Source organism: Natronorubrum sp. A-ect3, assembly GCF_041821125.1.
Lineage (GTDB): Archaea > Halobacteriota > Halobacteria > Halobacteriales > Natrialbaceae > Natronorubrum > Natronorubrum bangense.
The window spans coordinates 156,148-182,257 of the sequence record NZ_JBGUBB010000004.1 but is presented as its reverse complement, the minus strand read 5'-3'; the positions used below and the strand labels follow the sequence as shown (position 1 = coordinate 182,257).

The 26,110-nt window shown below is 61.3% G+C and carries 23 protein-coding genes and 1 pseudogene; 8 read left to right on the top strand and 16 right to left on the bottom strand.

What is annotated here, in order from left to right:
- Positions 1-3: 3 nt before the first annotated feature.
- The 9 genes from ACERJA_RS14795 to ACERJA_RS14755 all read right to left on the bottom strand — a co-directional run bounded on the left by ACERJA_RS14795 (position 4) and on the right by ACERJA_RS14755 (position 10,795).
- Positions 4-1,881 carry a serine hydrolase gene (locus ACERJA_RS14795; RefSeq protein WP_373609027.1) on the bottom strand — a complete coding sequence of 626 codons (1,878 nt, stop codon included), beginning with the start codon at positions 1,879-1,881 and terminating at the stop codon, positions 4-6.
- Positions 1,882-2,250: 369 nt separating this feature from the next.
- A complete protein-coding gene (locus ACERJA_RS14790) occupies positions 2,251-2,460 on the bottom strand; it encodes a DUF2892 domain-containing protein (protein ID WP_373609026.1) in 210 nt (69 codons plus the stop codon).
- A gap of 163 nt (positions 2,461-2,623) precedes the next feature.
- Positions 2,624-3,736: an alanine--glyoxylate aminotransferase family protein gene (locus ACERJA_RS14785; protein WP_373609025.1), complete on the bottom strand. Its 1,113-nt coding sequence runs from the start codon at positions 3,734-3,736 to the stop codon at positions 2,624-2,626.
- 406 nt (positions 3,737-4,142) lie between these two features.
- Positions 4,143-5,453 (bottom strand): TIGR00341 family protein, encoded by a 1,311-nt coding sequence (locus tag ACERJA_RS14780; RefSeq protein ID WP_373609064.1) that lies wholly within the window; start codon positions 5,451-5,453, stop codon positions 4,143-4,145.
- Between the two features lie 129 nt (positions 5,454-5,582).
- Positions 5,583-6,509 carry a ribonuclease Z gene (gene rnz, locus ACERJA_RS14775; RefSeq protein ID WP_373609024.1) on the bottom strand — a complete coding sequence of 309 codons (927 nt, stop codon included), beginning with the start codon at positions 6,507-6,509 and terminating at the stop codon, positions 5,583-5,585.
- Positions 6,510-6,641: 132 nt separating this feature from the next.
- Entirely contained in the window at positions 6,642-6,851 is a 210-nt protein-coding gene (locus ACERJA_RS14770; protein ID WP_373609023.1) for a DUF2892 domain-containing protein, read from the bottom strand.
- A 326-nt stretch (positions 6,852-7,177) separates the two neighbouring features.
- Positions 7,178-8,347 carry a poly-gamma-glutamate hydrolase family protein gene (locus ACERJA_RS14765; RefSeq protein ID WP_373609022.1) on the bottom strand — a complete coding sequence of 390 codons (1,170 nt, stop codon included), beginning with the start codon at positions 8,345-8,347 and terminating at the stop codon, positions 7,178-7,180.
- The gene (locus tag ACERJA_RS14760; protein WP_373609021.1) at positions 8,344-9,588 is read right to left on the bottom strand and encodes a Mur ligase family protein; all 1,245 of its coding nucleotides are present in this window, start codon (positions 9,586-9,588) and stop codon (positions 8,344-8,346) included. Before ACERJA_RS14760 ends, ACERJA_RS14765 begins: the two co-directional genes overlap by 4 nt.
- 37 nt (positions 9,589-9,625) lie before the next feature.
- Positions 9,626-10,795 (bottom strand): poly-gamma-glutamate biosynthesis protein PgsC/CapC, encoded by a 1,170-nt coding sequence (locus ACERJA_RS14755; protein WP_373609020.1) that lies wholly within the window; start codon positions 10,793-10,795, stop codon positions 9,626-9,628.
- Positions 10,796-11,522: 727 nt separating this feature from the next.
- On the opposite strand from ACERJA_RS14755, the pseudogene ACERJA_RS14750 reads away from it, so the two are divergent.
- The 3 genes and pseudogenes from ACERJA_RS14750 (at position 11,523) to ACERJA_RS14740 (ending at position 14,314) form a co-directional block, all read left to right on the top strand.
- Positions 11,523-12,619: pseudogene (locus ACERJA_RS14750) on the top strand (DUF4179 domain-containing protein).
- Between the two features lie 162 nt (positions 12,620-12,781).
- The gene (locus ACERJA_RS14745; RefSeq protein ID WP_373609019.1) at positions 12,782-13,786 is read left to right on the top strand and encodes an AAA family ATPase; all 1,005 of its coding nucleotides are present in this window, start codon (positions 12,782-12,784) and stop codon (positions 13,784-13,786) included.
- A gap of 84 nt (positions 13,787-13,870) precedes the next feature.
- Positions 13,871-14,314, top strand: a complete 444-nt coding sequence (locus ACERJA_RS14740) for an acyl-CoA thioesterase (protein ID WP_373609018.1) — start codon at positions 13,871-13,873, stop codon at positions 14,312-14,314.
- Between the two features lie 8 nt (positions 14,315-14,322).
- Here the strand turns inward: ACERJA_RS14740 and ACERJA_RS14735 are convergent, their stop codons facing one another.
- A complete protein-coding gene (locus tag ACERJA_RS14735; protein ID WP_373609017.1) occupies positions 14,323-15,720 on the bottom strand; it encodes a hemolysin family protein in 1,398 nt (465 codons plus the stop codon).
- Positions 15,721-15,820: 100 nt separating this feature from the next.
- On the opposite strand from ACERJA_RS14735, the gene ACERJA_RS14730 reads away from it, so the two are divergent.
- Genes ACERJA_RS14730 through ACERJA_RS14720 form a run of 3 tightly spaced genes read left to right on the top strand, consistent with a single transcriptional unit; the run spans position 15,821 to position 17,292 of the window.
- Positions 15,821-16,141, top strand: a complete 321-nt coding sequence (locus ACERJA_RS14730; protein WP_373609016.1) for a glutaredoxin family protein — start codon at positions 15,821-15,823, stop codon at positions 16,139-16,141.
- Positions 16,141-16,650: a redoxin domain-containing protein gene (locus ACERJA_RS14725; protein WP_373609015.1), complete on the top strand. Its 510-nt coding sequence runs from the start codon at positions 16,141-16,143 to the stop codon at positions 16,648-16,650. Before ACERJA_RS14730 ends, ACERJA_RS14725 begins: the two co-directional genes overlap by 1 nt.
- A 54-nt stretch (positions 16,651-16,704) precedes the next feature.
- A complete protein-coding gene (locus ACERJA_RS14720) occupies positions 16,705-17,292 on the top strand; it encodes an L-threonylcarbamoyladenylate synthase (RefSeq protein WP_373609014.1) in 588 nt (195 codons plus the stop codon).
- Here ACERJA_RS14720 and ACERJA_RS14715 read toward each other — a convergent pair.
- Both ACERJA_RS14715 and ACERJA_RS14710 read right to left on the bottom strand, forming a co-directional pair.
- Complete coding sequence (locus tag ACERJA_RS14715) at positions 17,289-17,969, bottom strand: hypothetical protein (protein WP_373609013.1); 681 nt, start codon at positions 17,967-17,969, stop codon at positions 17,289-17,291. The two genes, ACERJA_RS14720 and ACERJA_RS14715, sit on opposite strands and share 4 nt — an antisense overlap.
- A gap of 126 nt (positions 17,970-18,095) precedes the next feature.
- Entirely contained in the window at positions 18,096-18,686 is a 591-nt protein-coding gene (locus tag ACERJA_RS14710) for a conditioned medium-induced protein 4 (RefSeq protein WP_373609012.1), read from the bottom strand.
- Positions 18,687-18,868: 182 nt separating this feature from the next.
- Between ACERJA_RS14710 and ACERJA_RS14705 the strand changes: the two genes are divergently transcribed.
- Positions 18,869-21,067, top strand: coding sequence for a heterodisulfide reductase-related iron-sulfur binding cluster (locus ACERJA_RS14705; RefSeq protein ID WP_373609011.1), 2,199 nt, complete (start codon positions 18,869-18,871; stop codon positions 21,065-21,067).
- 121 nt (positions 21,068-21,188) lie between these two features.
- Here ACERJA_RS14705 and ACERJA_RS14700 read toward each other — a convergent pair whose 3' ends face one another.
- Positions 21,189-21,923: a type 1 glutamine amidotransferase gene (locus ACERJA_RS14700; protein ID WP_373609010.1), complete on the bottom strand. Its 735-nt coding sequence runs from the start codon at positions 21,921-21,923 to the stop codon at positions 21,189-21,191.
- A 197-nt stretch (positions 21,924-22,120) separates the two neighbouring features.
- Complete coding sequence (locus tag ACERJA_RS14695) at positions 22,121-22,405, bottom strand: hypothetical protein (RefSeq protein WP_373609009.1); 285 nt, start codon at positions 22,403-22,405, stop codon at positions 22,121-22,123.
- Between the two features lie 395 nt (positions 22,406-22,800).
- Here ACERJA_RS14695 and ACERJA_RS14690 point away from each other — a divergent pair, with 395 nt between their 5' ends.
- Complete coding sequence (locus tag ACERJA_RS14690; protein ID WP_373609008.1) at positions 22,801-23,958, top strand: MFS transporter; 1,158 nt, start codon at positions 22,801-22,803, stop codon at positions 23,956-23,958.
- An 8-nt stretch (positions 23,959-23,966) separates the two neighbouring features.
- Here ACERJA_RS14690 and ACERJA_RS14685 read toward each other — a convergent pair whose 3' ends face one another.
- Both ACERJA_RS14685 and ACERJA_RS14680 read right to left on the bottom strand, forming a co-directional pair.
- A complete protein-coding gene (locus ACERJA_RS14685) occupies positions 23,967-24,740 on the bottom strand; it encodes an alpha/beta fold hydrolase (protein ID WP_373609007.1) in 774 nt (257 codons plus the stop codon).
- An 85-nt stretch (positions 24,741-24,825) separates the two neighbouring features.
- Positions 24,826-26,094, bottom strand: a complete 1,269-nt coding sequence (locus ACERJA_RS14680; RefSeq protein ID WP_373609006.1) for an ArgE/DapE family deacylase — start codon at positions 26,092-26,094, stop codon at positions 24,826-24,828.
- Positions 26,095-26,110: the final 16 nt, after the last annotated feature.

Sequence of the window (26,110 nt, the reverse complement as noted above, 5' to 3'; positions counted from 1 at the left end):
GGCTCAGAGCGCTGCTGAGAATAAATTCCAGTACCACGCCTGCCAGAGCAAGATGGCGAGTGCTGCCACCAGAATGGTCAGATAGATGAGTCCGTACCGGTTCGTCGACCCCGCCTCGAGGTCGCGGGCAACGTAGACCCGTTGCCACTCGAGGCCGACCACGGTGGCCGCGACTGCCGTACCGACGGCCAGGACGGTGAGCAATCCAAACGTCACCCGTTGCCAAAGCGAGAAGCCGTAGACCCAGGAGGCCATCTCGAACGGCGGGTTCAGTACGACGCCACCGATGAACGCCGCCAGAAGACCAACGCATCCTAGGATTGCGAGTCGAGGTCGGTTCAGATACCCGCCCATTGCACCCCAGCCGCGGTGTCGATAGGCGTTGATCGGCCAGACCACGATCGTCGAGAGGAGCGTGAGGATCACTGCGCCGGCAAGCCCGACCTGGAAATTGGCCGTCTCATACCACGAGAGGCGTTCGAACGGTGCTGCTGGTGCGTTCATGTAGAGATAGCCGTCTTCGATTGCCATGCTCGTCTGTCCGACGCTCGCATCGTCGTCGGTTTTGGGCTCGAAGACGCCCGGTTCGACTTCGACCCATCGCGTCTCCGCACCCGTCGGCATCGTTAGTTCGAGAACGCCGTCGTCGGTCACAGAGACCGTCACTGTCCCCTGGGCCAGCCCCAGGAATTTTTCGTGTGTCGTCTGGAACGTCGTCATCCGATACTCTCCAGCATACTCGTCTGCTCGATCAGCTGTCGTCGGATTCGGTTCGAGCGAACTCTCGGCCGGTGCGAACCGCTCGTCAATGAATCCGTCGAGAACGTCGTCGAAAGGAGCCATCGTATTGAAGCTCACAAAGAGCCCGGCGTCGTGTTCGGGGAACAAGACGAACGCCGTATGGAAGTGTTCGGTTCCCCCGGTGTGCATGACGAGTTGCTCGCCACGGTACTCGCTGAGCATGTACCCGTACCCCACCCCGTGGACACCCGGATGATTCGTCGCCTGCTGTTCGAACAGTTCCTCGACTGATTCGGCCTCGAGGAGCTGGACATCTTCTCCGTCGTGTTCGACTGCCCCCTCTTGGAGTTTCGCGAGCGCAAACGTGCCCATGTCGGGTGCGGTGGCGCTTACCGAGCCGGCTGGCGGAATCCCAAGGATCGCTGGATCACGCGTCTCGAACCCGTCATCGACCGGGACGTGGCCCTCCGAGAGCGTTCGGTCTTCGGGAACGGGTTGGACGAACGTGGCGCTGTCCATCCCCAACGGATCGAAAATCTCGTTCTCGATGTGGGACTCGAACGGTTCGCCGTATGCTTCCTGAACGACGAGGCCGGCAAGGGCGGTACCATGGTTCGAATAGGAGATCGTCTCACCGGGCTCCCAGATCTGTGGCGGCATCTCCGACTCGAGTTTTCCTTCCCAGTCGTCGATTTCCCCGTGATCTTGGACGAAGAGTCCTTTGAAGCGGTCATCGTACCCTCCAGCGTGCGTTGCGAGGTGTGCAAGCGTTACCTCGTCGTCGCCCTCGAACTCGTACGCATCGAGATACGTCCCGACTGGCTCATCGAGGTCGAGCGTGCCATCTTCGACGCCTTGCATCACTGCGGTCCAGACCAGCAGTTTCGAGACTGAGCCGATCATAAAGGCGGTTTCGTTTGGATCGACAGCGTCGCCCGTCTCGTAGTCGGCATACCCATAGCCCTCGGCGTAGACGAGTTCGTCTCCCTCCACGTACGCGACCGTTGCCCCAGCCACGTCGTGTTCGGTCATCGCCGCTTCGATCAACGTATCGATATCCGCTGGCTCGAGCGGTTCCCCGGCAGAACCGGCATGTGTCTCGGGGCTTACTCGATCATCGGCAGCGGCCACGGGACCCATCGCAACCGGACCCACCGTGGCGAGTACTAGCAAACAGCAGATCGTTAGAACGGCAGTGTGTTTCACGAGAGACGTTTCATTTGATGTTACTTAAATCACAATTGTCGATCTTTTTCTCCGCTCAGGAGTGATCAGTGGGCGACTGACTCCTCGGGATTGCACACCGATAGTAGCCACTGAACGTCAATGTACCCTGACCGCACGACGGCTGTGCGGTCAGGTGTCCATCGTTTCAGTTGTTACGATATTCGCGATGTAGCAGCGAGCAGTGTGTAAGTCCTCGAGGGCCACCGGTGGGCTTCGGCTAGACTCCAGCGCCACCGACGAGGGTATCGGGACACCTCGAAGAGGCAGACGATCCGCGACGAATCACTCGTGGGTCGGACAGGTGTTGATTCCGAGCAGCGCGTTGACGGTACAACGACGTGTGACGACGCTCACGAGCAACCCGACGCCCACGACCAGGGCGGCGAAGCTGAAAGGACGCTTTCGTCCGGTTCGGGCTGCGACGGCGAGCAACAGCCCGCCGACGAGGAATCGAAGCGTGCGGTCCAGACCGCCGACGTTCTTCTCGAGCATACGTGTCTACTGGGCCGGAACCGAGTTCACTGTCATGGTTTTCTTCCCTCGCCAATTATTAGTTCCAAAGTGCGCTGGGAACGTCCATGTCCTCGAGTGCCGACGCAGACGGACGACTGTCCGTCAGGCCCGGTGGACCGGGCCATCGGTACAACAGCCCGTCTCAGAGGTCAGCGACGTCTTCGATGGCGTCGGTCAGTTCTTTGATCGACTCGAGGTCGTGTTCGCCCATGTGACCGATACGGAACGTTTTCTCGCCGAGTTGGGAGCCGTAGCCGTTCGAAAAGGCCATGTCGTACTCCTCGTTGACGGTCTCGATGGTCTCGGCGACGTCGATCCCCTGCGTGTTCTCGATACAGGCCACGGTCTGTGATTCGTAGCCCTCCTCGGGGAACATCGCGAAGTGTTCGTCGGCCCACTCGCGGACGTATTCGGCCATCTCGCGGTGGCGCTCGCTTCGTGTCTCGTGGCCCTCCTCGAGCATGTACTTCATCTGCTTGCGGTAGGCGAGCATGATCGGAATCGCCGGCGTCGAGTGGGTCTGCCCTTTGCGCTCGTAGTAGTCGATCGTGCGCTGGAAGCCGCCGTACCACGAGGCGGAGCCTTTCTCGAGTTCGCGCTCGTAGGCGTCGTCGCTGACGACACAGATCGCCAGCCCCGGCGGCATGGCGAAGGCCTTCTGGCTCGAGGCGAAGATGACGTCGATGTTGTGTTCGTCGATGTCGACGTAGTCGCCGCCAAGCGAAGAGACGGCGTCGACGACGAAGTAGGTGTCCGGATACTCAGCGACGACATCACCGATCTCCTCGATGGGGTTGCGGACGCCCGTCGAACTCTCGTTCATCACGGTCGCGACCACGTCGTAGTCGGTATCGCTGTCCTCGAGTTCCGCGCGGATGTCCTCGGGCTTGATGGCCTGGCCCCACTCGTACTCGAGGCGGTCGACGTTCTTGCCCAGACGCTCGGCGACGTTGGCGTGGCGCTCGCTGAAGCTACCACAGGTCGGGACGAGGATGTTCTCGTCGACGAGGTTGAGCGTCGACGCCTCCCAGAACTCCGTTCCCGAGCCCGTGAGGATGACGACCTCGTTGTCGGTGCCGAGGAACTCCTTCGTGTCCTCGACGATAGTCGTATAGAGGTCGGTCATCTGGTCCATGCGGTGGCCGAACATCGGCTCGCACATCGCCTCGATAACGTCCTCGCGTACCTCGGTCGGACCCGGAATATACAGCGTCTTGTTTGGATAGTCGTCTTTGTATTCGCGTTTTTCGGTCACGGAAACCACCTGATACGGTCTACTGAGTCGTGGGGTGGTATGGTACTTTTGATACCGCAGCGAAACTGCGTCGGGTGGCCGGCAAGCAACGCGACGACGGGGGAACTGTCCGTGCGTCGGCCACGAGACCGCGAGCGCACGCTAAACGCCGAGCCGGCTGACAGCCCAACACATTTGACCGCCCCGAATGTCGGACGACTATGCCGGGGGTATACAGATGCGATTCCTGCACGGCTCACTTCAGGGCGTCACGAAAGCAGTGTGGGGTCTGTGGCACGAGCGGTATCGAGACGGATCGTGAGACGTGCCCGAGTTGTGGCACGAGCTTCGATGAGTCACCGTTTCAGCAGTGTCCACGATGTGGCTCGGCCAGCATCGAACGCGTCGCCAGAGACTGATGGAACGGTCATCCCGACCCAGTCGTGACAAACCTGACCTGGACCGTCGTCTCGTCGGACGTATGCTGATTGATCCGCTCGTCGAGTTGCTCGATCACGGCAGAATCGTACGTCTCTGGCGGCCCGCCAACCTCGATGATGACGACATCAACCTGCTCGGTTGCATCGAGCGAGGACCCAAACGGCGCTCCATCTTCGTGGACCTCGACCGAGAGCTCGAGGAGTGTTAACGCGTCGTGCTCGGCCAGCACGTCTTCCGCTTCCTGAGACGCCGTCTCTTCGAACGCCGAAACCTGATAGGACGTGTACGTTATCCCAGCCAGAAACAGCGAGAGAACGGCGATGACAACGACGAAGATGCCGATCTGTTTGAGTAGCTTGCGTTGTGCGATCGACGTCTCGAACCAGTTTTCCGGACGATAGCCAATATACCAGAGCGTCAGGAGTCCGGCGAGATTGACCCCAAGGAGGTTCACCAGGACGAGTACTGTCGAACCCAGCGCCGCAACGGGGAGCCCCCACGCGAGCGCGATCCCGGCGGCAGCCATCGGAGGAACCAGCGCTGCAGCGATCATCACACCGACGATCGCCACCGAAAAGCCGGTTGCGAGGCTGAGGATGCCTGCGGCGCCGGCCCCGAGTGCCACAGGCAACAAGAGCAGCTCCGGCGCGATACGCTCCGCAACTTCGTCGATTTCGGTAATCTCGGCTCCGGGTGGTACGAGAAACAGTGTCTGGAACAGCCATGCGAAGATCGCCGCAGCGACAATGCCTCCAGCAACGCCCGCGAACTGATAACGCATCCCCGTAAAGAACACCTCTCGGTCGTTGACGACGGTACCGATGGACGCGCTCAAGGCGGGCCCGATCAGCGGGGCGATCACCATCGAGCCAACGACGACAGCCGGCGAGTCTAACAGGAGCCCAACGGTTGCGACGACGGCGCTGATCAGCGTCATCGTAAAGAACACGCTGAACGTCGGCGTCAGTTCGTTTGCCTGGGTGAGCAGTTCCTGTCTGGAGATCTGTTCTTCTTCGACGCTCTCGGTCGCATACGCTTCTTGAAGCTCGTCAAACCTCGTCGATACAACCGCCTCAGCGTCCATGACGACGGTATAGGACTCCTGATCGACGCCCACATTCTGGAGCGAATCGAGAATCGGCTCGACGGCGTTCGTCGGGAGCGGAAAGTAGACGACTGTGTCGTACTCTCGGCTACTGGTTTCGTCAGTAACGACGTAGTCGACTCCCTCCTCATCGAGCAACTCGAGGACAGTCTCCCGTTTGCCGATCGGTACTGTGACCTGAATGTGGCGCACTGTCACAGGGTCGTGTCCGGAAGCGAAAATACCTGGGTCTGAAACTGCGTGTGTCGGAGAGTTGACCCGCACAGTCGCCGGTTCGCTTCGAACACGACGCGCCCAGTTCGTTCAGTTTGCCGGGCCTGTTCAGTCGTCTGGATACGGAATCTCGAGTTTCTGCCCGTCCTCGGGGACGAACACCTCGCCGTCGAAGACCGCTCGAGCCTGTGTGAGATGGTCATCGGTGTGGCCCGCATACCGCGAGGAAAGATGCATCAAAGCGAGCCGATCCACGCCGGCTCTGTTTGCAATCTCAGCCGCCTGTCGTGCCGTGGAGTGGGCTGTCGTCGCAGCGCGATCAGCGCGATCATCAGCGAAGGTCGCGTCGTGGATCAGCAAGTCGGGTTCGTCGGCGACTTCGATCGTCGCCGTCGTCGGTCGCGTATCACCGGTGTAGACGAGCGAGCGCCCGGTCCGGGGCTCGCCAACGACCTGTTCGGGGTCGACAACGGTCCCGTCCTCGAGTTCGACCGACTCGCCCGCGTGGAGTTTCGAGAACTTCGGCCCGACAGGGACACCGAGTTCCTCGGCGTGTTCGCGGTCGAATCGGCCCTTGCGGTCGTCTTCGACGAGTGCGTAGCCAACCGATCGGGTGTCGTGGTCGGTCCCGAAGACGCGGACCTCGTACTCGTCGGCCCGGGAGGCGACGTCGCCGTCGCCGACCTCGTTGATTCGCACTGGAAACGAGGGGCGGTTGCCGAGGGCGTTGACCAGGCTATTGATCTGGCGGCGCGTGCCGTGGGGCGTGTGGATCGAAAGCGGCTCCTCGCGGTCGTTGAACGCCATCGTCTGGAGGAGCCCCGGAATGCCGAGCACGTGGTCGCCATGAAGATGCGTGACAAACAGGTGTGAGATTGAAAAGCCAGTCCCGAAGCGCATCATCTGGCGCTGGGTTCCCTCACCGGCATCGAACAACAGTTGGTCGCCCTCTCGAGCGACGAAGAGACTGCTCGGGTTTCGCTCAGTCGTCGGAATCGCCCCAGCCGTCCCCAGAAACGTCACGCATAATGACATCGCTCCATGCTCCGTGTGCCGTGACTAAACGCCCTTCGGATGGCCGGCGTCGTGTGGCTCGCCTGTCCGTGCAGGCGGTCGTCGGTGCCGTGGTCGGCAGGCGACCGGACGACCGCCAGAGACGCTATCGCGTTAGTTCGTGTTGATACCAAGCGCCGAGTACAGCCCGCACATGCTGGTGGCGGCGGTCCCAAGCAAGACGAGCGCGATCACACCGAGAATGAGTGAGTACACCATCGCCGTGGAGATGACGCCACCCAAAATCGCCAATGAGATCAGGCCACAGACTGCGCCGAGGGCGAAGCGCACGAGTCGATCCGTTTCGCCGACGTTCTGATTCATAAATGACTAGCGTCCATCACGAGTAAAGAGCATTGTGGTACTATTGACGAACGGTGTCGGCTGCCGTGGCTGTCGCCGCCAGAACCGTTCACGAAGCACCATCAGCTATAGTAGCCACTGCACGTCAATGCACACCTGATCGCACGACGGCTGTGCGATCAGTGTATAAATCGTTGCAGTTGTTACTATAGTGCGGTCTTCGTTCGCTCTACGGGCAGGTCTCCGCTCCCGCAGGATGCGCTGCCCGGGACGAGTCTGTGGCCATCGCTCCGGGTTCGTTCGAAAAAATGGAGTCAACGTGGTCGGGTACGTCGCTCGAGGGGCGACTACTGCTTACCGGGAGCGTCAGGACGGGATGGCCGTCGATCCTGTCCGGGGACGTCGGGACGGGACCGCCGTTTTCCCTGACCAGGTCGTTCTCGAGCACCTGGATCGAGGTCATCCTCGAGTGCGGCAGCGACACCGTAGGCGATTTCTTCGTAATAGGCGCGACGAGTCGTGTAGCTCTGGGAGATGAAGATCCCGTCGTCGCCTAAGCGATTGACCAGCATCGAGTCGGCGGTGCCATCGTCGGATAGCTCCGCCTTGAGGACACGGCTCGGCATCGCCTCGTTGATCGAGTCACGGACTGCTTCCCGGAGCGACTTGTCGGCATTCCCGCCGACGAGAACACCCCGCTCACAGACCCCACCGAAGTCGACAGCGACGTCGAAGTCGGTGTCGGCGATCCGTCCGAGTTCGGGGTACGATGCTGGATCGATTTCAGTTGATGGGACGTACCAGCGCTGGAACGCGCCACCTGCAGGGGTCGGCCCCCAGCCGAGCGCTCGCCAACTCGTCGCTGACGTGAGTTCGGCAGTGTACGCCGCTTGTTCGTCGGTCCACGGCTGCATGCCCCCGCCGTGGGGAGCGATCATGACGAGCGAGCTGTCACGCTCGTCGAGTTGCTCGACGAGTTCACCGTCTCGACGTGCCTCTTTGGCCGAGCGGTCGGGGGCCGGAACGGTCGTCGAAATCGCTGCTTCGAACTCGTCGCCGAGCGAGTGGTCGGTTTGCGGTCCGGGACAGCTGTTCCGGTCGCTCGGAAACGGCCGACCGTCGGAGAGGTCGAGCCTGGATTTCCCGCTGTCGGGCATTCGAAGCGTTTCTTCGGACGCTTCCGGCCGATCTTCGGTGACCGTGTACGCCGCAAACTCGTTGTCCGTTCGGGTGAGCCGGACCTGCTGGCCGACCGAGATGCCCTGTGCGTCGAGCAGTCGCGGATCGGCCGAAATCGCCGTCGGCTCGAGCACGAGGTCGTCCTGATTGTCGGCGAGTCCGGAAATCAGGCCGGTCTCATACGTTTCGTCGCTGGCGTAGCTCGAGGCGGCCTCGTAGGAGCCGACGCCGAGCCCGAGCAATGCGGGCGAGGCAAGCGCTGCCCCGAGGAACGTCCGTCGGGATGTAATAGAGCGGTGCTGCTCGTTCGTGTCGTTGTCTGTAGGTTCGTTTGTCATTGGTTTGGAGCAATTGGTTGGCGTTCTGTTGTGTTCGTGTCGCGTCGTTCAGAGCTGTCTGTGGATTGGGTAGACAGGTGCGTCGAATCGATCTGGCTGCTGTCGTCCGTTCCCCCGCAACGGTGGCGCTGTGTGACTGCCTCGTTTCGTCGCTGAATTTCGTCGTCGAGATCACGCATGAACCCCGCGACTGTGTTCCCCATGACGAGAACTGGCCAGCCGTCGGCAATCGCGTCATCGAGGACGTCGCCTGCGTCTTCTCGATCATCATCGTGGACGATGACCGGGAAGTCAGTCTTCTCAGCGAACAGTTCTGCGTGGCCGCCTGCAACGCGTGCTTGCTCGATCGCGCCCTGATCGGCAAGCGCCTCGAGATAGTCGCGAAACGAGGCAGTTCGGGCACGGCGATCACGACGCAGGTAGACGAACGGCTGGATCAGCTCGCCGTCGTCGACGAGCGATTGCCTGACGAGTTCCGTGCTTTCGACGTCGTTGACGTCAGCGGCATTGAACGCGTTCCCTCCTGGGAGTGCCTTCCAGTCGATACGGAACTCATCGAGCATGTCGTCGATCGCACGCTCCGACAGCGGCGGCTCGTCGATTGCGTCGAGAACCTCGTTGACGCCATACACCGTCTCCGCACCAGGCAGATCGCTGTGTTTGTCCGGGACAGTAACGTGAGAGATCGTCGCGCCAACCGTCTCGAGCTCGCGCTCGAGGTACGCCTGCAGGCGCGGATCCTGCTCACCGCTGACGACGTGGGTCCCCTCGGGGGTTGCCCGGGCGAACGCCCGAGCGATGTCGGCACGGCTGCCACCGAGGGTATCGCGGTGATCCTGGCGGACGTTCGTGACGACGAGGACGTCCGGCTTGCCGAACGCCTCGTTCATCATCCGGGTCGTGTAGTCCGTGATGCCCTGATTCTCGAGAATCAGCGCGTCCGCAGGTGTGTACTTGCGGAGTTCGCGGACGTTCTCGTAGAGCGTGACACGCTCACCGCGACTGATATCGTTTTCCTCGCCGTCGTACAGCGACAGCGGGTGATTACCAGTGATCTTCGCGTAGGCATCGTATCCGCGGGACCGAAGGGTGTGATACAGCCGTTCGGTCGTCCCGGATTTCCCACGGGTCCCCGAGACGACGATACGGACGTCGATCTCCTCCAACCGCTGGCGGTGTCTAACGCCGCGGTTGAACGGTTCAGCGAGTCGCTTTGCGATCTGTGTGAGTGGTTTCGTCACTGGTGGTGTGAAGCTGGAATATGACATGGTCGAAGCGTCAGGTGTGTTTGTGGGAGGTAATGCGTCTCCGTTCGGCCGCGCTGGGCCGGAGCCGCTCGAGTCGGAACGCAGTGATCGCGCCCGCAGTGACTGCAGCGGCCGCGAGGACGAACTCGAGAAGACCTGGATCGGCGAGTAGCCCGGCCTGTGCCGGGGATATCAGCACTCGCAACCCACCGAGGAAGCCGACGAACGCACCCGCAGAGAGTGCGAGCGACGTCCATCGATGTTCCGGCGGCATCCGGTGAAGGTTGTACGCACCGATGCCGATCAGAATCGCTGTAAAGAACAGGTGCAGTCCCGTCGTCACTGGCGCGACAATCGCAATCGGGATGGCACCGCTGACTGCGATTGCCAGTCCGATCGCGAGCAACACCCGTCCGTACAGGAGCGTCCGACGGTGGATCTGGGTGATCAACCAGTAGACGACTGCGAGCCCGGCGACGTACAGCGGGAGCACCGCAGCCGACTGAAGCGAGAACAGCGCCAGCAACGGCAGCGCGATGATGCCGTTGAGTCTGATCCCCCAGCGGAAGTAGACGCCCTCGGAGACGAACAACCCGATGAGGATGACACCGAGGATCAACGAGAACGACGCATCGAGGGTGAACGCAGATCCGCCAACCGTTGCCTGCTGGAGCGTGGCGATATCGGAACCATCACCGTACAACACTGGTGGTGTGAGCTGTCCAAGGTATGGGGCCAGGCTGAGGGAAACGAGCCCGACACCGAGTCCAGTCAAGCCAATCAGTGTCGCAACGCTCAACAACACGTCGTCACGGCGTCGATCCGACTCGAGTTGATGATAGTTGTAGGCGGCGACTCCTGGCAGAATACTCGCGACGAACGCGACTTCTGACAACATGAGTCCAGGAACGCCGGCCAGTGAGAGTCCACCGAAGACACCGAGTGGAACGGTCATACTGATCCCCATGCTGGCCAGCAGGAGCTGGCGTCCGAACAGGAACGTTCGGCGCTGGAGGATCGTCAAACCATAGTAGGAGGCAACGATGCCGAGTATAAACGCCGGGATCGCGATGAAGTCGTACAGTGCATACACTGCAAACAACGGAACGACGAGGACTCCGGATAACCGAAGGCCGTGCCGCTGTACGATGCCAATCCCAATCAACAACCCAAGTACCGTAAGCGTCGCAGCGACGATCATCGGTTATCGACGTACGTCGTCGTTCGGTTGCATCCATCTCGTCTGCCCCTCTCATCCAGTACGCATACTGTCTGTAGTGGTGCTGTCCGTCGGCGGTCCAACGACCGATACCGCGGGACGCGGTCATCGTCGCTGGTCGTTCGGGGGCAATTACTCGATGCCGGTGAACTCATAGATACAAGTGCTTGCCACCAATAAATAAACCTTTTCTAGACTAGTTTTTATATTTCCACCATATGTTTAAACATGTTTTTATATAATTACTATTAGATCAGCGCGAATATAACAACAGATAACGGATATTGATCTGCTCGAGAGGCAGAGTATCACAGAGAGCAACTGTGTCCGAGTATATTTCAATCACTCCGCAACCGTATATTTGTATAAATAGTTATATTCACGCTCAGTGTGTAGGTAACTATTGTCGTGAATGATGTTTCCACGCAACCGGTACCAAAAACGAGTGGCAATTCCCGCGCCCGAGAGAGGAGTCGCCGACAAGCAATCGAGAACCGTCAGTCACAGACTGGCAGCCGGTTTGCAAACCGGTTCGGCAGCCGCCTCGACCTGAACGGGGATCGTGGCCTCATGACGTTCATAAGCCCATGCTGAATCGACAGCAGTAGCGAATCACCTCGACGTTTTACATCGCTGCACCGCTAAACGGCTAGCAACGCCATTTGACTCCCACTCGGTGTCTCTCCGTGGCTAGCAACACCATCATACAATGAGTTCGAGATTGACGTTCGGAACCATCAAACGCGTCGGCGCGATCTTGATCGCAATCACGATCGTACTCGCCGCGGGGATCATCGTCGGGCAAGCTCCAGCCATTTTCGGTGTCGAGGAAGATCCCGAGGCATCGATCTCCTTCGAGGACCAGCAAGGCGACGGCGACTCCGTTGTCATCGATGAGGTCACGCTCTCGGATGGCGGGTTCGTCGTTATCACCGACGGCGGCGATGAGCCACTCGCGGTCTCAGAGTATCTCGGTTCGGGCAGCCACGAGAACGTGACGGTGGAAGCTGACGAGGCCGAGCTCGTCGGCCGCCTGACCGCGACGGTCCATCAAGATACCACCAACGACGAAACCTACGCATACGAGGAGAGCGACGGCGCAGACGATCGACCGTATCTCGAAGACGGATTCCCGGTTGCAGACACCGCGACAGTGCTGACGGTCGAAGACGACGACGCGCTCACCGACTCGTTCGTCGTTGACGAGATCAGCGCGCCCGCAGCAGCGACCACGAACGAGACGATCGAAGTCGCCGCTGAAATCACTAACCCAACGGAGTTAGAAAATCAGGAAAATGTCGTGTTCCGACTCGATGGGGCTGTTCTCGAGCAACAGGCAGTGACCCTCGAGGGTGGTGAAACTCGCGAAGTCAGCTTCGAAGTCGACACGACCGGGACCCCACCTGGCGAACGGATCCTCGGTATCTACACCGACGGCGACGGCGTGCTCGAGCCGATCGACCTCGAGCTACACACCGACCCGTACGTCGAGGTCGTCGATGCAAGCGACGAGAACGTCACGGTCGACATGGCAACACCAGAAGACGGCTTCGTCGCTATCGAGGACGAGGACGGCGCCGTGATCGAACGAGCGACGACCTCGACGCTGGCGAACACACCGACGTCAGCATCGAGTTCGATGAGAACGTCACGGTCGACGACGACGCGGAACTCACGGCCGTCGTCTACGACGGCGATCCAGACGACCTCGACGCTGCAACAGTGCTTGAGCACGAGGACGAGCCCGTTGAAACGACGTTTACGATCGCAGACGCGGCTGACGAGGAAGAAGACACCGACACCTAACCCACTGGGCGACGACCAACACTGCCAGACAACAGTCAGTACCCGTCCGATCGCGTCTCACAGCTCGTCGCGTTTGACGACGACCGCTCGCGTGCGATCGGTACGTGATATCCAGCAGTATAATCGACCGATTCTTACCCACCCCAGCCCTACCATCTGGCGATGGACGCGCCGCTGTGGACCGACACCCACGCCCCCACGCTGGCCGAGTTGCCACAGGACGATGCTCGTGAGTATCTCGAGCAAGCCGTCGACGAGCCGATCAACCTCCTGCTACAGGGCCCACCCGGAAGCGGGAAGACGGCGGCGGCGCGCGCACTCGCTCGGGAGGCACACGCTGACCCGGACAACGACTTGATCGAGATCAACGTCGCTGACTTCTTCGGACGCACGAAAACAGAGATCAAAAACGATCCCCGCTTCGCCCAGTTCCTCGTCGGCCGCTCGTCGATGAGCAAACGGGATATGATCAATCACGTCCTCAAAGAATCCGCAAGCTACGCTTCCGTCTCCGGCGAGTACAAAACGATCCTGCTCGATAACGCCGAAGACGTTCGCGAGGACTTCCAGCAGGCGCTCCGGCGGATCATGGAACAACACCACCGGACGACGCAGTTTATCATCGCCACCCGCCAGCCCACCAAGCTCATCCCGCCGATCCGCTCGCGATGTTTCCCCGTCTCCCTGCGCGCTCCCTCGAGCGAAGAGACCGTCACCGTCTTAGAACGGATCGTCGAAGCCGAAGGCGTTGCATACGAGCCCGATGGCCTCGAGTTCGTCGCGGGCTACGCCGGCGGGAATCTCCGGCAGGCGGTGCTGGCCGCCCAGACAACCGTCGAAAACGAGGGTGAGTTGACGATGCAGGCGGCCTACGAGACGATCGGCGAAGTCGGCCTCGAGGACGAGGTCGAGGCGATGGTCGACGATGCCGAAGCCGGGGCGTTCACGGACGCCAGAAAAGCCCTAGACGACCTGCTCGTCGACGAGGGATTAGACGGCGAGGAAGTCCTCGATGCGATCCTCGAGGTGGCTCGCAAACGATATCAGGGCGACAAGCTGGCTCGCATGCACCGCCTCGCAGCTGATGTCGAGTTTGAGATGCACGAGGGCTCGAGCGACCGGATTCACGTCTCGCATCTGTTGGCGGAGCTGGGCCGGGACGCCTGAGAGGCGGTCGATCGGTGACGACTCGCTTGCGGAGCTACAACTCGAGTAGGTGTTTTCTTGATGCTCTCCTGTGAAGAGGTGGCTATGCCAACTATCCTGGAAACACATATCCAGAATCGATTCCGTGTCCAGCCGAATCACGCGAACAACAACGACACGCTCCACGGTGGCAACCTTATGAAGTGGTTAGACGAGGTCGGCGCGATGTCGGCGATGCGCTTTGCCGGCGAGACCTGTGTCACCGCCCGCGTCAACGAACTTGACTTCGAGCGCCCGATCGGGATCGGCGATACGGCATTAGTTGAGGCGTTCGTCTACGACGCCGGGCGAACGAGCGTCCACGTCGGCCTTCGAGCCTGGCGTGAAGAGCCCAGAAGCGGTGAAATGGAACGTACGACCGAGTCATCGTTTACCTTTGTCGCGATTAACGAAGACGGCTCCGCGGTCCCGGTTCCGGAGCTCACTGTCGAGTCCGACCGGGGACGAGAGCTGCAAGCGCGGATGCTCGAAGTCGAAGACAGCTCATGAACGCGCGGTCAGTCTCGAGTCACTGATCCCTCATCAGCGTCGGGGTCCCCGTCGGCCGCTGGCTCGGGTGGCTCCTCGAGTTTCCGCAGTCGGGCTTTCATGATTCGGGTGTTCTCGACGGTTTCAACGGTGATGCGGACGCCGTCGTAGGTGATCTCCTCGCCTTCCTCGACGAGCCGTCCCGCACGGTTGAAGATGAAGCCGGCGATGGTCTCGAACTCCTGCCCTTCGGGGAGATCGATATCGAGCGCCTCGTTGACGTCTTCGATGTTGACTTCGCCACGGACGATAACGGTCCGCTCGTCGAGTTGCTCGACCGGTTCTTCCTCGCCGGTTTTCAGGATCTCGCCGACGATCTCCTCGATCATGTCCTCGACGGTCACCAGCCCTTCGGTCGTCCCGAACTCGTCGATGACGATCGCCATATGCATCCGATTTTCGCGCATCTCGGTCAGCAGTTCGTCGACGTTTTTCGACTCGGGGACGTGCAGCGTCGGCTGGATGAGATCCTCGAGGCACAGGTCTTCGGCCTCAGTTTCGCCATAGTTGAGATCACGCACGAGATCTCGGATGTGGACAACCCCCTGAACGTTGTCGAGGCTCCCCTCGTAGACCGGCACGCGGGCGTGGCCGCTCTGGATACAGGTCTCGATCGCTTCGTCGATCCCGGCGTCTTTGGGGACCGCCGTCATGTCCAGTCGGGGGGTCATCACCTCCTTGACGATCGTGTTGTTAAACCGAAAGATGCGTGTGAGCATCTCGTGTTCCTCCTCTTCCAAGACGCCCTCGCGCTCGCCGGATTCGATCATCTCCTGGATCTCATCGCGGGTAACGTAGGGGGATTCGATCGCCCCTGTCGAGCCAGTGAGTTTGTTGACCTGCCGGGTGAGGTAATCAAAGAGGACGATCAGCGGGTAGAGCAGATACTCCGTGGCTTTCAGCGGTTTCGAGATTCGAACTGCCCACGACTCGGTGTTCTCGACCGCGTACGACTTGGGTACGCTCTCACCGAAAAGGAGCACGAGCGCGGTGATCCCGAACGTCGCCAGCAACACCCCGACCAGTCCGCCGAAATGGAGCGACAGGATCGCCGTCGCGATCGAGGACATCGCGATGTTGACGATGTTGTTGCCGACCAGAATCGTCACCAGCAGTCTGTGGGGATCGTCTTTGAGCGATTTTACCAGCTCTGCCCCCGCCACACCGTCCTCAACCATTCCCTCGAGGCGGTGTTTCGGCAGATTAAACATCGCGATCTCCGAAGAGGAGAAGAATCCGGAGAGACCAATAAGAACCGCCACCGCGATCGCACCGAAAACCGTCACTGTCGACCGATCGAACTCGAGGCCCACGACTGGAACCTCGTAGACGGCAACCACGACCTCGAGGAGCGGAGATAACGCCATTGATATCGTGCCTTGTAGCCGAATCGGTTAACAGTTTACCATTATCCCTCGAACTCGCCGACGACGACACGCTTACCCGCCTGTTTGCCCAATGAATGGTATGGGAGCACTCGACAGCGCAGCCAGCGACGCGCCGATCACATTCTACCGACTGCAGGCCTGTCCGTACTGCGAACGTGTGACCCGGCTGCTCGAGGCGTACGACCTCGACTACACGTCTCGGTTCGTCGAACCACTCCACTCAGATCGAGACGTCGTCAAACGCGTCGCTGGCGTCCGCACCGTGCCCGTCATCGTCGATGCGCGGACTGGTGTGACGATGGCCGAAAGTGGGAATATCGTCGACTATCTCGAGACGACCTACGGCGAGGGAACGGCCATCGCCGAGACAGTGGCCGTTGCCAACGGCGGTGATGAGTAATGCCGGAGTTCGAGGCCGTCGATCTCGGCCCCACCGACCATCCAACGGCCGGAGACGAGGCGCCCGAGTTCACTCGGCCACTGGTCACCGACGAGTTCTGGCAGGATCAAACGCTCTCTGAACTCGTCGCCAACGGACGGACGATTCTCGTGTTCACGCCGATGATCGGCTCGTTCGTCGGCAAGTACGTCTGGGACGAACTCACCGAACGGGGGTGGGCCGACTGCGACGAGCAGGTCGTCGGCGTGACGGCGTCGACACCGTATGCGATTTCGAGGTTCATCGACGAGAACGACGCCCCGTTCACGCTCTTTGCAGATCCCGCCAACGGGGTCGCCGACGACTACGGCATCGCCCACGCGCTCGACGGGATGACCGGAATCAGCGAGCCTCGCGTGGCGTTCTTCGCGGTCGGCGAAGACTGCACTGTCGAGGCCGCGTGGGTCGCAACCGAGTGGCCCGAGTTCCCCGATTACGACGCCCTCGAGGAGCGTCTCGGCCTCATATAACTGTCTCGAGCGGTCGCGATACGCTTTTGTCGGTGACCGGCCGATCTGTACCAAATGAATGCTCTCGAGCGTGCAGCAGCCGCGATCAACGACGGGAAACTCGTTGTCTACCCCACGGAGACGGTCTATGGGCTCGGGGCAGATGCGCTCGATCCCGACGCAGTCGACGCCGTCTTCGAGGTGAAAGGACGGGACCGATCAAAGCCGATCTCGTTTGCCGTGCCCTCGGTGCCGTCGGCACTGAGATACGTCCGCGCGACCGACCGCGAACGCCAGTTCATGGCCCGGTTCCTCCCCGGACCGGTAACGGTACTCTGTCGTCGTCGAGAGTCCATTCCAGCTGAACTTACGGCCGGCCGTGACCGAGTCGGCGTTCGAGTGCCGGATCACGACCTCGCGCTCGCGCTCTGTGAACGCGCCGGCACCCCGATCACCGCGACGAGTGCGAACGTCAGCGGACAGGGGAGCGTTCGCACACCCGAGGCCCTCGATCCGGCAATTCGCGAAGCCGCCAGCGTGGTTCTCGAGGCGGGCGAAACCCGGGGTACCGAAAGCACCGTCGTCGATCTCTCGACGGCGACGATCCACCGCCGCGGAGCGATGGCCGACGAAATCGAGGCATGGCTCGAGCGCCGGTGTTAGAACCCAAGCAACGACCGGAGCGTCCGTGTTCGAACGCCACACTCGCTGGCGAACTCACAGGCGTCACATTTCGAACGGTTGCTGGTCCGCGCCGGTGGCCCATCGAGTTCCCGAACCGTCCGGAGCGCTCGCCGGTACCGTGCTTTCCGGCGTGTCGTCAGGTCGACCGACCGAACAACGCCGTAAGCAGGATACTCGAGCCAGACACGCTCGACCGATTGCTGGTGTTCCCAGGCGATCGCTTTCGCGGCCGCGACGGCATAGACTGACTGTGGCTCCCAGACACCCTGTTCGGGTGGCTTCCCAGCCGAAATCAGGGCTGGCTCGAGGGGGTCTGTGAGGACCTTGTGGACGATGCCACGACAGCGGCGTCCAGTTGCGAGGACGTTCCGATCGCGAGGGGTACAGAGTCGTTCCCAGTGGCCACCGTCGGTGAGGCGCTGGCGAGTCGTCTCGAGTTGCTCGCGATACCGGACGGCGCTGACGGCGATCGGTTCGGACTCGAGTGCGCTGGCTGGTGTCCCGAGTAACGCCTCATAGCGCGTCGCAAGGTCGCGAATCGCCTCGACTTCCGGCGGTGGCTCGCGGTCGGCGTCGCGTGTTCGCTGGTAGTAACACTTTCGCGGACAGTACGCGGCCGTCCGGAGGTCGCTAAACGAGATCTGGGCTCGAGACACGGGCCGTCTGGCCGCCCGATTAGATAAAAACTCTCGTGTCCGACGGCAGCCGGTGTCTCCAGAAAGCGCCAACGACTGTCTCGAGTGGGCCAGCGGTGCACGCAGCCGGTTTCGAAAATCAGCGAGCTAGAACTCGACGTCCGTTTCCATGCCCTCGGTGGCGTCCTCAAGGCCGTCCTCGCGGACGTCGGTCGCCATTCGCTCGGAGAGGTCGGCATCCGCGAGAATGCTGTCGAACTCGTCGCGGTAGCGGTCGTTTGCCGCTCGCGATTCGTCCTGGGCCATGGCGACACGCCGATAGCGTCGAATTTTGGCTTCGCTGACGTTGTACTCGTCGGCAAGCGTGGCATTGTCTTCCTCGCGGTCACGGATTGCCGCGAGGTCGACCTCGTCGGCATCTGCCTCGTCGATGAGGTGGAGTGAGAGCCGTGCCTCGAAAATTTCGTCGGCGTCGACACCGATGTCGGCGGCGATTTCGTCGTCGCTTTCGTCCTCGTAGAAGGCTTTGGCGACCGTAATGAGGTCGTCGTCCGACAACGGCGTCTCGAACTCGTATCGGTCTCGCATCTGTGCGACGATGTTCTCGAGACGTTCCGCGGTCGTTCGCTCGTCTCGCTCGAGCGAGCCGCGGGTGTCTTCCTGTGATTCAGTGACCGTTTCCTCGCCGTCGGTGACGTCAGTGAAGATATCGCGGAGTTGCTCAGTTTTTTCGTTCATGGGTGGACACTCCCGGTGGGTGGCTATTTAAGCCTGTTGCCAGATAGCGTGGGGGGTAGCGAACCAGACATTGAAAACAATTATAAACTTGAAACTATAGACAGGTTTTCGCAAGAAGGCGTAGTGATTGGCTACCGAAGGGTGTGACAAGAACTAAGTCACATCCCACCACGTCATTGTATATGAACATCATAGCACAGACAGAGGTGGGGAGAGAAACCTACCTGGGGATCGGAAGCACCGGCTATGCGGTGTTCTATCTCCTCGTCGCAATCACACTTGCCGTCTTCGCCTACGGTATCTACCGGCGGTTCAGTCGGTACACCGACGGTGATGACGACCCGTTCGCACGACTCGACGAGTTGCCGTCTCGAATCGTCAGCGCAGCCAAGATCGTCCTCTCGAACGAGAAGCAGTTCAACCGGGATCTCTACGGCGGTCTAATGCACTCGTTTATTCTCTGGGGATTCCTGACCCTGCTGATCGCGACGACGATCATCGCCGTCGAACAGTACGGCACGGAACTGCTCTTCGGCATCGCGTTCTGGCAGGGCGACTTCTATCTCGCCTACCAGTTCATGGTCGACGCGATGGGACTGCTGTTTGTCGTCGGGATCGGGATGGCGATCTATCGTCGCTACTGGGTCCGAAATAAGCGTCTCTGGGGCCGTCACACCTCCAGCGAAGACGACATCTTCATCTGGACGCTGTTCGGCCTCGGTGTTGGTGGCTTCCTCCTCGAGGGGCTTCGCATCTACATCACGGGGATGCCCGAACACGAAGTGGTCAGCTTCGTCGGCTACGGGCTGGCGTTGCTGTTCGGTGCGGTTGGCCTGCCGACGACGGAGGCCGCGCTGAGTGCGAACTACACGGCGACGGAGAATCTCGCGTTCAACGCCGAGACGCTCCACTGGCTCTCCTGGTGGTCGCACTCGCTGCTCGCGCTGTTCTTTATTGCGTGGATCCCCTACGCCAAGCCGTTCCACATGCTCTCTTCGTTTGCGAACGTCGTCGTTCGCGACGAGAAAGCCGGCGCTCGGCTGCCGAACGTCCCCGCCGATCTGGACGCGACCAACGCCGAATCCATCGACGATTTCACCTGGAAGGAACTGCTCGATCAGGACGCCTGTACCAAGTGTGGCCGCTGTTCGTCGGTCTGTCCGGCCAAGGCCTCCGACCGGCCGCTTGATCCACGTGACGTCATCCTCGACCTGAAAAAGTACCGCGAAGAGCTCGACGCCGGCGGCGAGGAACAGCCGATCATCGCCGACGGCGGCACGAGCGTCATCAATACGGAGACGATGGAGTCCTGTATGGCCTGTATGGCCTGTATGGACGCCTGTCCCGTCGAGATCGAACACCTCCAGTCGTTTACCCGACTCAACCGTCAGGCGACCGACCAGGGAGATATCTCGAGTTCGATGCAGGACGTCTTCCAGAACGTCATGCAAAACGGCAACACGTTCGGGGACTCGCCGCGTAACCGTGGCGACTGGACCGACGACCTCGAGTTCGACGTGGCCGACGCCCGCGAAGAGACGGTCGACTACCTCTGGTACGTCGGCGACTTCCCGAGCTACGACGAGCGCAACAAGCAGGTCGCCCGCTCGCTGGCGACGATTCTCAAGGAAGCTGATGTCAGCTTCGGGATCCTCTTCGACGACGAGAAGTACGACGGCAACGACATCCGCCGTGTCGGCGAAGAGTTCCTCTACGTCGAACTCGCTGGCCACCACGTTGAGACGTGGGACGACTGTGAGTTCGACACGATCGTCTGTACCGATCCTCACTCCTACAACACGTTCAAAAACGAGTATCCGGAGGTCGACTTCGAGGAGTTCGCCGACGACCCGATGATGCCCTTCGAGTACGAGGAGTTCTGGAACGACGACGGCGAGATCGAGGTCTACCACTGGACCCAAGCGGTCGAAGAGCTCGTCGCCGACGGCAACCTCGAACTCACCGGGACTGAACTCGACTACACCGTCACCTACCACGATCCGTGTCACCTTGGCCGATACAACGACGAGTACGAGGCCCCGCGTGAGCTGATCAAAGCGACGGGCTGTACGCTCGATGAGATGCCCCGCAACCGCGCCAACGCCTTCTGCTGTGGCGGTGGTGGTGGTGGCCTCTGGATGGACTTCGAAGAGGAACCGAAGCCGAGCGAGGAACGCATCCGGGAGGCACTCGAGGACACCGACGCCGGCCCCGACGTCGAGAAGTTCGTCGTCGCCTGTCCGATGTGCATGACGATGTACGAAGACGGTCGTAAAACGGGCGGCTACGAGGACGAGATCGAGATCGTTGACGTCGCCGAACTCATCATCGAAGCGATCGGCAAAGCCGACGAGGCAAGCGTCGAAGTTGCAGCCGACTGAGACGGTCTGACTCGGGTTTCACTGCCGCTGTTGCTCGTTTTGTCGACTCGGTTCGAGAACACCTCACCCAGCGTCGACGTCACAGAACCGCCGCCGGCTGCGACTCAGGAAAAAGTGCCCGCTAGTCGGACGAACCAACGGACGGGGACTGCACATCCGACTCGGCGGCCACATCGGCTGTATTCACTTCGCGAACGAACTCGAGGAAGTTCTCGAAGACGAGTTTCGCCTCGCAAGCTTGTTGGTAGTTATCCTGGGTAATCTCCTCGAGGACGGAGTCGCGGCGCTCGTCGGAGAGCTCTTTGCGGTGGACGAGTTCGCGGGCCGTCTTCGGGTCGTATTCGGGATGGAACTGGACACCAAAGACGCGATCCTTTCGGAAGCCGTGGTTGGAGTACTGGTTCGTCGCGAGCGGCTCTGCACCGGGGGGAAGCTGTGAGACTTCGTCGGAGTGGCTCGTGAAGGCCGTGAACGACTCGTCGATGCCGTCGAACAGCCGCGACTCGCCGAAGTGTTCGATCTCGCTGTACCCGACCTCGTAAACACCCATATCCTCGACGGTGCCGCCGAGAACGTCCGCAAGCAGCTGGTGTCCCCAACAGACGCCGAGAAACGGTATATCGCGCTCGATTGCGTCACCGACCCATTCTTTCGTGGCCTGAATCCACGCTTCATCCCAGTACACCGACGATCGAGAGCCGGTGACGACGGCTCCATCGTACTCGAAGCCGTGTGGCACCTCGCCCTCGGTTGCGTTGAACTCCGACAGCGAGGCGTCGAGTTCGCGCCGGAAGTTCCGTGTTGTGTTCTGATCCTGATGAGCTGCGTTCAGGACAGCGATACGGAGCTGACTCATTGCTCTGTACTGGCAACTCAGGATGGATAGGCTTTCTGCCACGAGCCGACGTTGCCGCAACCACGAACAGCACAATGAGTCCGTCCTCGAGTCGACTCTCGAATTCGAGACAATAGTAATAACACGACAGACGGACTTTCGTCCGTCGGGTCCGGCGCGACGAGCGTCACACCGGGCATTCGGGATAAGAGCCCGTCTCAGTCAGCACTGGACGTGAGCGGACTGCAGGTGGGACACGTCTGTGGATCCTCACAGTCGAGCGTCGCGGGGTCCTCGGCTTCGGGCGGCGCAGTTGTGGCGTGTTCGTGGTCCATCGGTCTCTGTCCCGCGGCGTAGGTGCTCGTTCCGGGCTGGGTGTTGGTTATCGAGTAGAGCCCATCTCTCGACCGGGTATCAGCATAGATGCCGTGCTGGACCGGTTCTTCCGTGCGGTTCGACAGTGTGTCGAACAACGCTCTAACGTACTCTGATAGCCCAGTCATTTGTGTTCATAGTACGATTGAGTCTCTATTCAACTAAATGCTTCGGTCGCATGTCGGCCCAGTCGACTGTCTGCGCCCATCTATCGTGACAGAACCCTCCTCGATGGCCGTACGCCCAAATCTATCCACACAGAGACGTCAGCCGCTGTGCAGCCCTGGTTGAACGACCTCAAAAATGAGAGCGCGAAATGACGGTCGAATACTCGAATTCGAGACGGTATCACGTGCGTGTAGCCGTCGATCTCTCATCGGAGATAGCGTCCAGCGGCTGCGAGCGGAACTTTGGGGCGTGGACTCGAGAACACAGCGCTGGCACATCGCCTCGAGTCGTCTCCAAACGCACAGGTTCGGTTCAGTTTCGGAACGCTTGAGAGCCACTGTTTAAAATAGCAGTCGTGGCCCGCGCCCGACTCCTCGCATCCCTCTGTGGACTCGTCTTTCTCGTCAACCTCGCCAGAATCATCTTCGCGCCGCTTTTGGACGTCTTCATCAGCGAGTTCGCGATCGGTGAGGGGACCGCTGGCCTCATCGTGACCCTCGCCTGGATCGGGAGCGCCTCGCTGCGGCTTCCGACCGGCTGGTTGCTCACGAAAGTCCCGCGCCATCAGGTCGTACTCAGCTCCGGCGTGATCCTCGCGGTGTCGTCCGCGTTCGCTGCGACCGCGACAACCGTGCCACACCTCATGGCTGGGGCCTTCTTTATGGGAATCGCCTCGGGTGTCTACTTCGTCTCAGCGAACCCGCTGTTGAGCGAGCTGTACCCATCCCGGATCGGACAGGTCATGGGCATCCACGGGGCGGCTAACCAGATCGCCGCGGTGATCGCTGCCCCGTTCGTCGTGCTCACGTTGGTCATCGACTGGCGACTCTCGCTGTGGGCGATCGCCGTCGGAGCAGCAGTGGTGACGGCCTACACGTGGTTTGCCGCGCGAGGAACCGAGATGCCGGCGGCGGGTGCGGACGACCGCGATTTCGTCGCCGGCGCGCTGTCGGAGTGGCGGCTCATCGTGACCGCACTGGTGATCGTCGGCGCGGCGTCGTTCGTCTGGCAGGGGCTGTTCAACTTCTATGAGCTGTACATGCAATCGAAAGGGCTCTCGGACCGAATGGCGGGGACGATGCTCACGATCGTCTTCGCCGCCGGCGTCCCCGCGTTCTATTTCGGCGGCGACCTGGCCGATCGACTCCCGCACGTTCCGTACCTGCTCGGCATCGTCGGGGCGTTCTCCGCGAGCATGTTCGCGTTGACGATGGTCGACGGCCTGCTTCCGTTGCTCGTCCTCACCAGCATCATCGGATTCGTCATCCATACCCTGTTTCCCGCGACGGATACGTACCTGCTCGACACGCTCCCGGACTCGACACGAGGCAGCGCCTACGCCGTCTTTAGCTCGAGTTGGATGCTCATGCAGGCGCTTGGCTCGTGGGTCGTCGGACTGCTCATCGAGTCCGGGCTGACGTACGATGCGGTGTTCGGCGGCGCTGCTGCCCTCCTCGGCGCGTCAGTCGTCGTCCTCGTCGTCCTCGAGCGAACGAACCGGCTTCCGAGCTGACGGACCGACTACTCGTCCGTCGCCACCCATCCCACGAGTCGGTCGTTGACCGTCCGCGAGCGCTCGATGAAGCAGAGATGGCCCGCCCCCTCGAGTTCGGTGTACTCCCCGCGGGGCAAGCCACGCGCGAGAGCCTGCCCGGCCGCAGGGTCGACCAGTTGGTCCTCGCTGCCGTGGATCACCCGTGTCGGCTGGGTTACCTCGACCAGCCAGTCGTTGGCGTCGAAGCCCTCGAGTGCGTCGATCTGTGCCTCCCAGCCCTCTCGGTCGGCATCGCCATCGGCACGCCAGTCGACGATTCCATCGAGCACGTCGGGTTGGGCCTCGAGAAAGGCATCCGAGAGCCCGGCCGAAAGCGATTCCCGCAGCGCTTCGTGGTCATCCGGCGGGGCGAACAGTGGTTCGAGGGCGTAGTCGTCGCCGCTTTTTGCGGTGCCAAAAAGCGTCAGCGTCTCGACGCGGCTGGAGTCTCGAGCAGCACAAAGCGCGACCGCCCCACCGAGGCCACAGCCGACGAGGTGGGCTTTTCGGATCTCACAGTCGGCCAGCACCGTTTCGAGGTCGTCGACGAGCGTCTCGAGTGAGTATGGGCCGGGCGGCGCGTCAGAGCGGCCCGTCCCGCGCAGGTCCCAGACGACGACCTCGGTGGGGCCAGCGAGGGCGGCGTGTTGCCAGCCCCACGACCAGCCGCCAAGACCGGCTTCGGAGACGAAAACGACAGGATCACCCTCACCATCGCGGTCGTAGTACAACGAGACGGATCCGTTCGAGGCTATCGGCATACAGAGACTGGATGGGCCGAGCAAGGCGACCGTTTCGGTTCGGGACGACGCCTCGGGGACGGCTCGAGAGCGCCAGCAACCGAGGTCAGTTCGTCAGAAACACGCTCGCTGCAGTCGCGATCGTCTCACCGGCCGTCAACACGTCGTCCCACTCGATCGACTCCTCGGGGAAATGTGCCTGCTGGATGTCACCGGGACCGAACACCACTGTCGGGATCCCTGCGTGCACGTAGTGACGGCTGTCGGCACCGTAGGTCGCCCCTCGAGGCTCGGTCGCTGTCAACCCGACCGACGCCATCGCGTCCTGGACCGCCCGAACGATCGGCTCGTCCGCATCGATCTCGGCGGGTTCAAACTGAATCGAAAACCGCTCGAAGTCGGGCGAGTTCGAGTCGAAAAACGGATCGTCTGCAACGAGCGTTGACAGTCGCTGCTCGAACTCTCGTTCGACCTCGTCGACCGTCTCGCCCGGCGCAACGCCGATTCGAAGCTCCGCCGTGAGCTCGTCCGGGACCGACGACGCCCAGTTCCCGGCCTCAACGCGGCCGACACAAACGGGCCACGGGATCGGGAACTCCTCGTACAACGGATGCGTGACCCGCTCGCCGCGTTCGGCCTCGAGATCGTCGAACGCGCGACGGATCCGCTCGAACGGCGGCAGGACCGACTGGCCGTGCCAGCGCGTCGCCGCGTGTGCCGACCGCCCCTCGAGACGGAGACGCTTCATCAGACTTCCTTCGGTTGCGATCACCGGCCGACACTGGGTCGGTTCGGCGACGATCGCCGCATCTCGCGAGAAGGGATACGGGTTCTCGAGCGCCGCGGCCGCCGCGCCGATGCCGCCTTCCTCCTCACCGACCACGCTCTCGACGACGAGCCGGCCGTCGATGGCAGGCTCCGCCGACGCGAGGTGTCGTGCCGCGAACACACACGCTGCTAGTCCGCACTTCATATCGGTCGCGCCACGAGCGGTCAGCGTCTCGCCTGTCTCGCCATCGCCATCGGTCCAGCGCGGCTCGAACGGGTCTGCGTCCCAGCCGTTGCCGGCCGGAACGACGTCGACGTGTCCGTTCAACACGAGCGTCTGCCCCGCATCGGGGTTGCCAAACTCGAGGACACCACCCACGTTCGGTCGGGCTGCCGTCTCGATGGCGGTTGGATCGTCGGGGAACGAGGGGTGGTTCGCGAGGACCTCGGGATCTGCCTCCCACTGGTAGGTCTCGAACCCCCACTCCTCGAGGGTATCGGCGAGCCAGCGCTGGGCGGCCTGCTCGTTCCCGGCGGTCGTCTCGAACCGACACAGTTCGTCGGCGAACGACCGTAGCGCGTCGTTCCAGGTCGTCGAAAACTCCATACGCGACTCTGGGGAG

What these genes read in the sequence shown, in the direction of transcription:
- ACERJA_RS14795 (WP_373609027.1), bottom strand. Translation starts at nt 1,881, where the DNA reads ATGGGTCCCGTGGCCGCTGCCGATGATCGAGTAAGCCCCGAGACACAT.
- ACERJA_RS14790 (WP_373609026.1), bottom strand. Translation starts at nt 2,460, where the DNA reads ATGCTCGAGAAGAACGTCGGCGGTCTGGACCGCACGCTTCGATTCCTC.
- rnz (WP_373609024.1), bottom strand. Translation starts at nt 6,509, where the DNA reads ATGTCATTATGCGTGACGTTTCTGGGGACGGCTGGGGCGATTCCGACG.
- ACERJA_RS14770 (WP_373609023.1), bottom strand. Translation starts at nt 6,851, where the DNA reads ATGAATCAGAACGTCGGCGAAACGGATCGACTCGTGCGCTTCGCCCTC.
- ACERJA_RS14765 (WP_373609022.1), bottom strand. Translation starts at nt 8,347, where the DNA reads ATGACAAACGAACCTACAGACAACGACACGAACGAGCAGCACCGCTCT.
- ACERJA_RS14755 (WP_373609020.1), bottom strand. Translation starts at nt 10,795, where the DNA reads ATGATCGTCGCTGCGACGCTTACGGTACTTGGGTTGTTGATTGGGATT.
- ACERJA_RS14745 (WP_373609019.1), top strand. Translation starts at nt 12,782, where the DNA reads ATGGACGCGCCGCTGTGGACCGACACCCACGCCCCCACGCTGGCCGAG.
- ACERJA_RS14740 (WP_373609018.1), top strand. Translation starts at nt 13,871, where the DNA reads ATGCCAACTATCCTGGAAACACATATCCAGAATCGATTCCGTGTCCAG.
- ACERJA_RS14735 (WP_373609017.1), bottom strand. Translation starts at nt 15,720, where the DNA reads ATGGCGTTATCTCCGCTCCTCGAGGTCGTGGTTGCCGTCTACGAGGTT.
- ACERJA_RS14730 (WP_373609016.1), top strand. Translation starts at nt 15,821, where the DNA reads ATGGGAGCACTCGACAGCGCAGCCAGCGACGCGCCGATCACATTCTAC.
- ACERJA_RS14725 (WP_373609015.1), top strand. Translation starts at nt 16,141, where the DNA reads ATGCCGGAGTTCGAGGCCGTCGATCTCGGCCCCACCGACCATCCAACG.
- ACERJA_RS14720 (WP_373609014.1), top strand. Translation starts at nt 16,705, where the DNA reads ATGAATGCTCTCGAGCGTGCAGCAGCCGCGATCAACGACGGGAAACTC.
- ACERJA_RS14710 (WP_373609012.1), bottom strand. Translation starts at nt 18,686, where the DNA reads ATGAACGAAAAAACTGAGCAACTCCGCGATATCTTCACTGACGTCACC.
- ACERJA_RS14705 (WP_373609011.1), top strand. Translation starts at nt 18,869, where the DNA reads ATGAACATCATAGCACAGACAGAGGTGGGGAGAGAAACCTACCTGGGG.
- ACERJA_RS14700 (WP_373609010.1), bottom strand. Translation starts at nt 21,923, where the DNA reads ATGAGTCAGCTCCGTATCGCTGTCCTGAACGCAGCTCATCAGGATCAG.
- ACERJA_RS14695 (WP_373609009.1), bottom strand. Translation starts at nt 22,405, where the DNA reads ATGACTGGGCTATCAGAGTACGTTAGAGCGTTGTTCGACACACTGTCG.
- ACERJA_RS14685 (WP_373609007.1), bottom strand. Translation starts at nt 24,740, where the DNA reads ATGCCGATAGCCTCGAACGGATCCGTCTCGTTGTACTACGACCGCGAT.
- ACERJA_RS14680 (WP_373609006.1), bottom strand. Translation starts at nt 26,094, where the DNA reads ATGGAGTTTTCGACGACCTGGAACGACGCGCTACGGTCGTTCGCCGAC.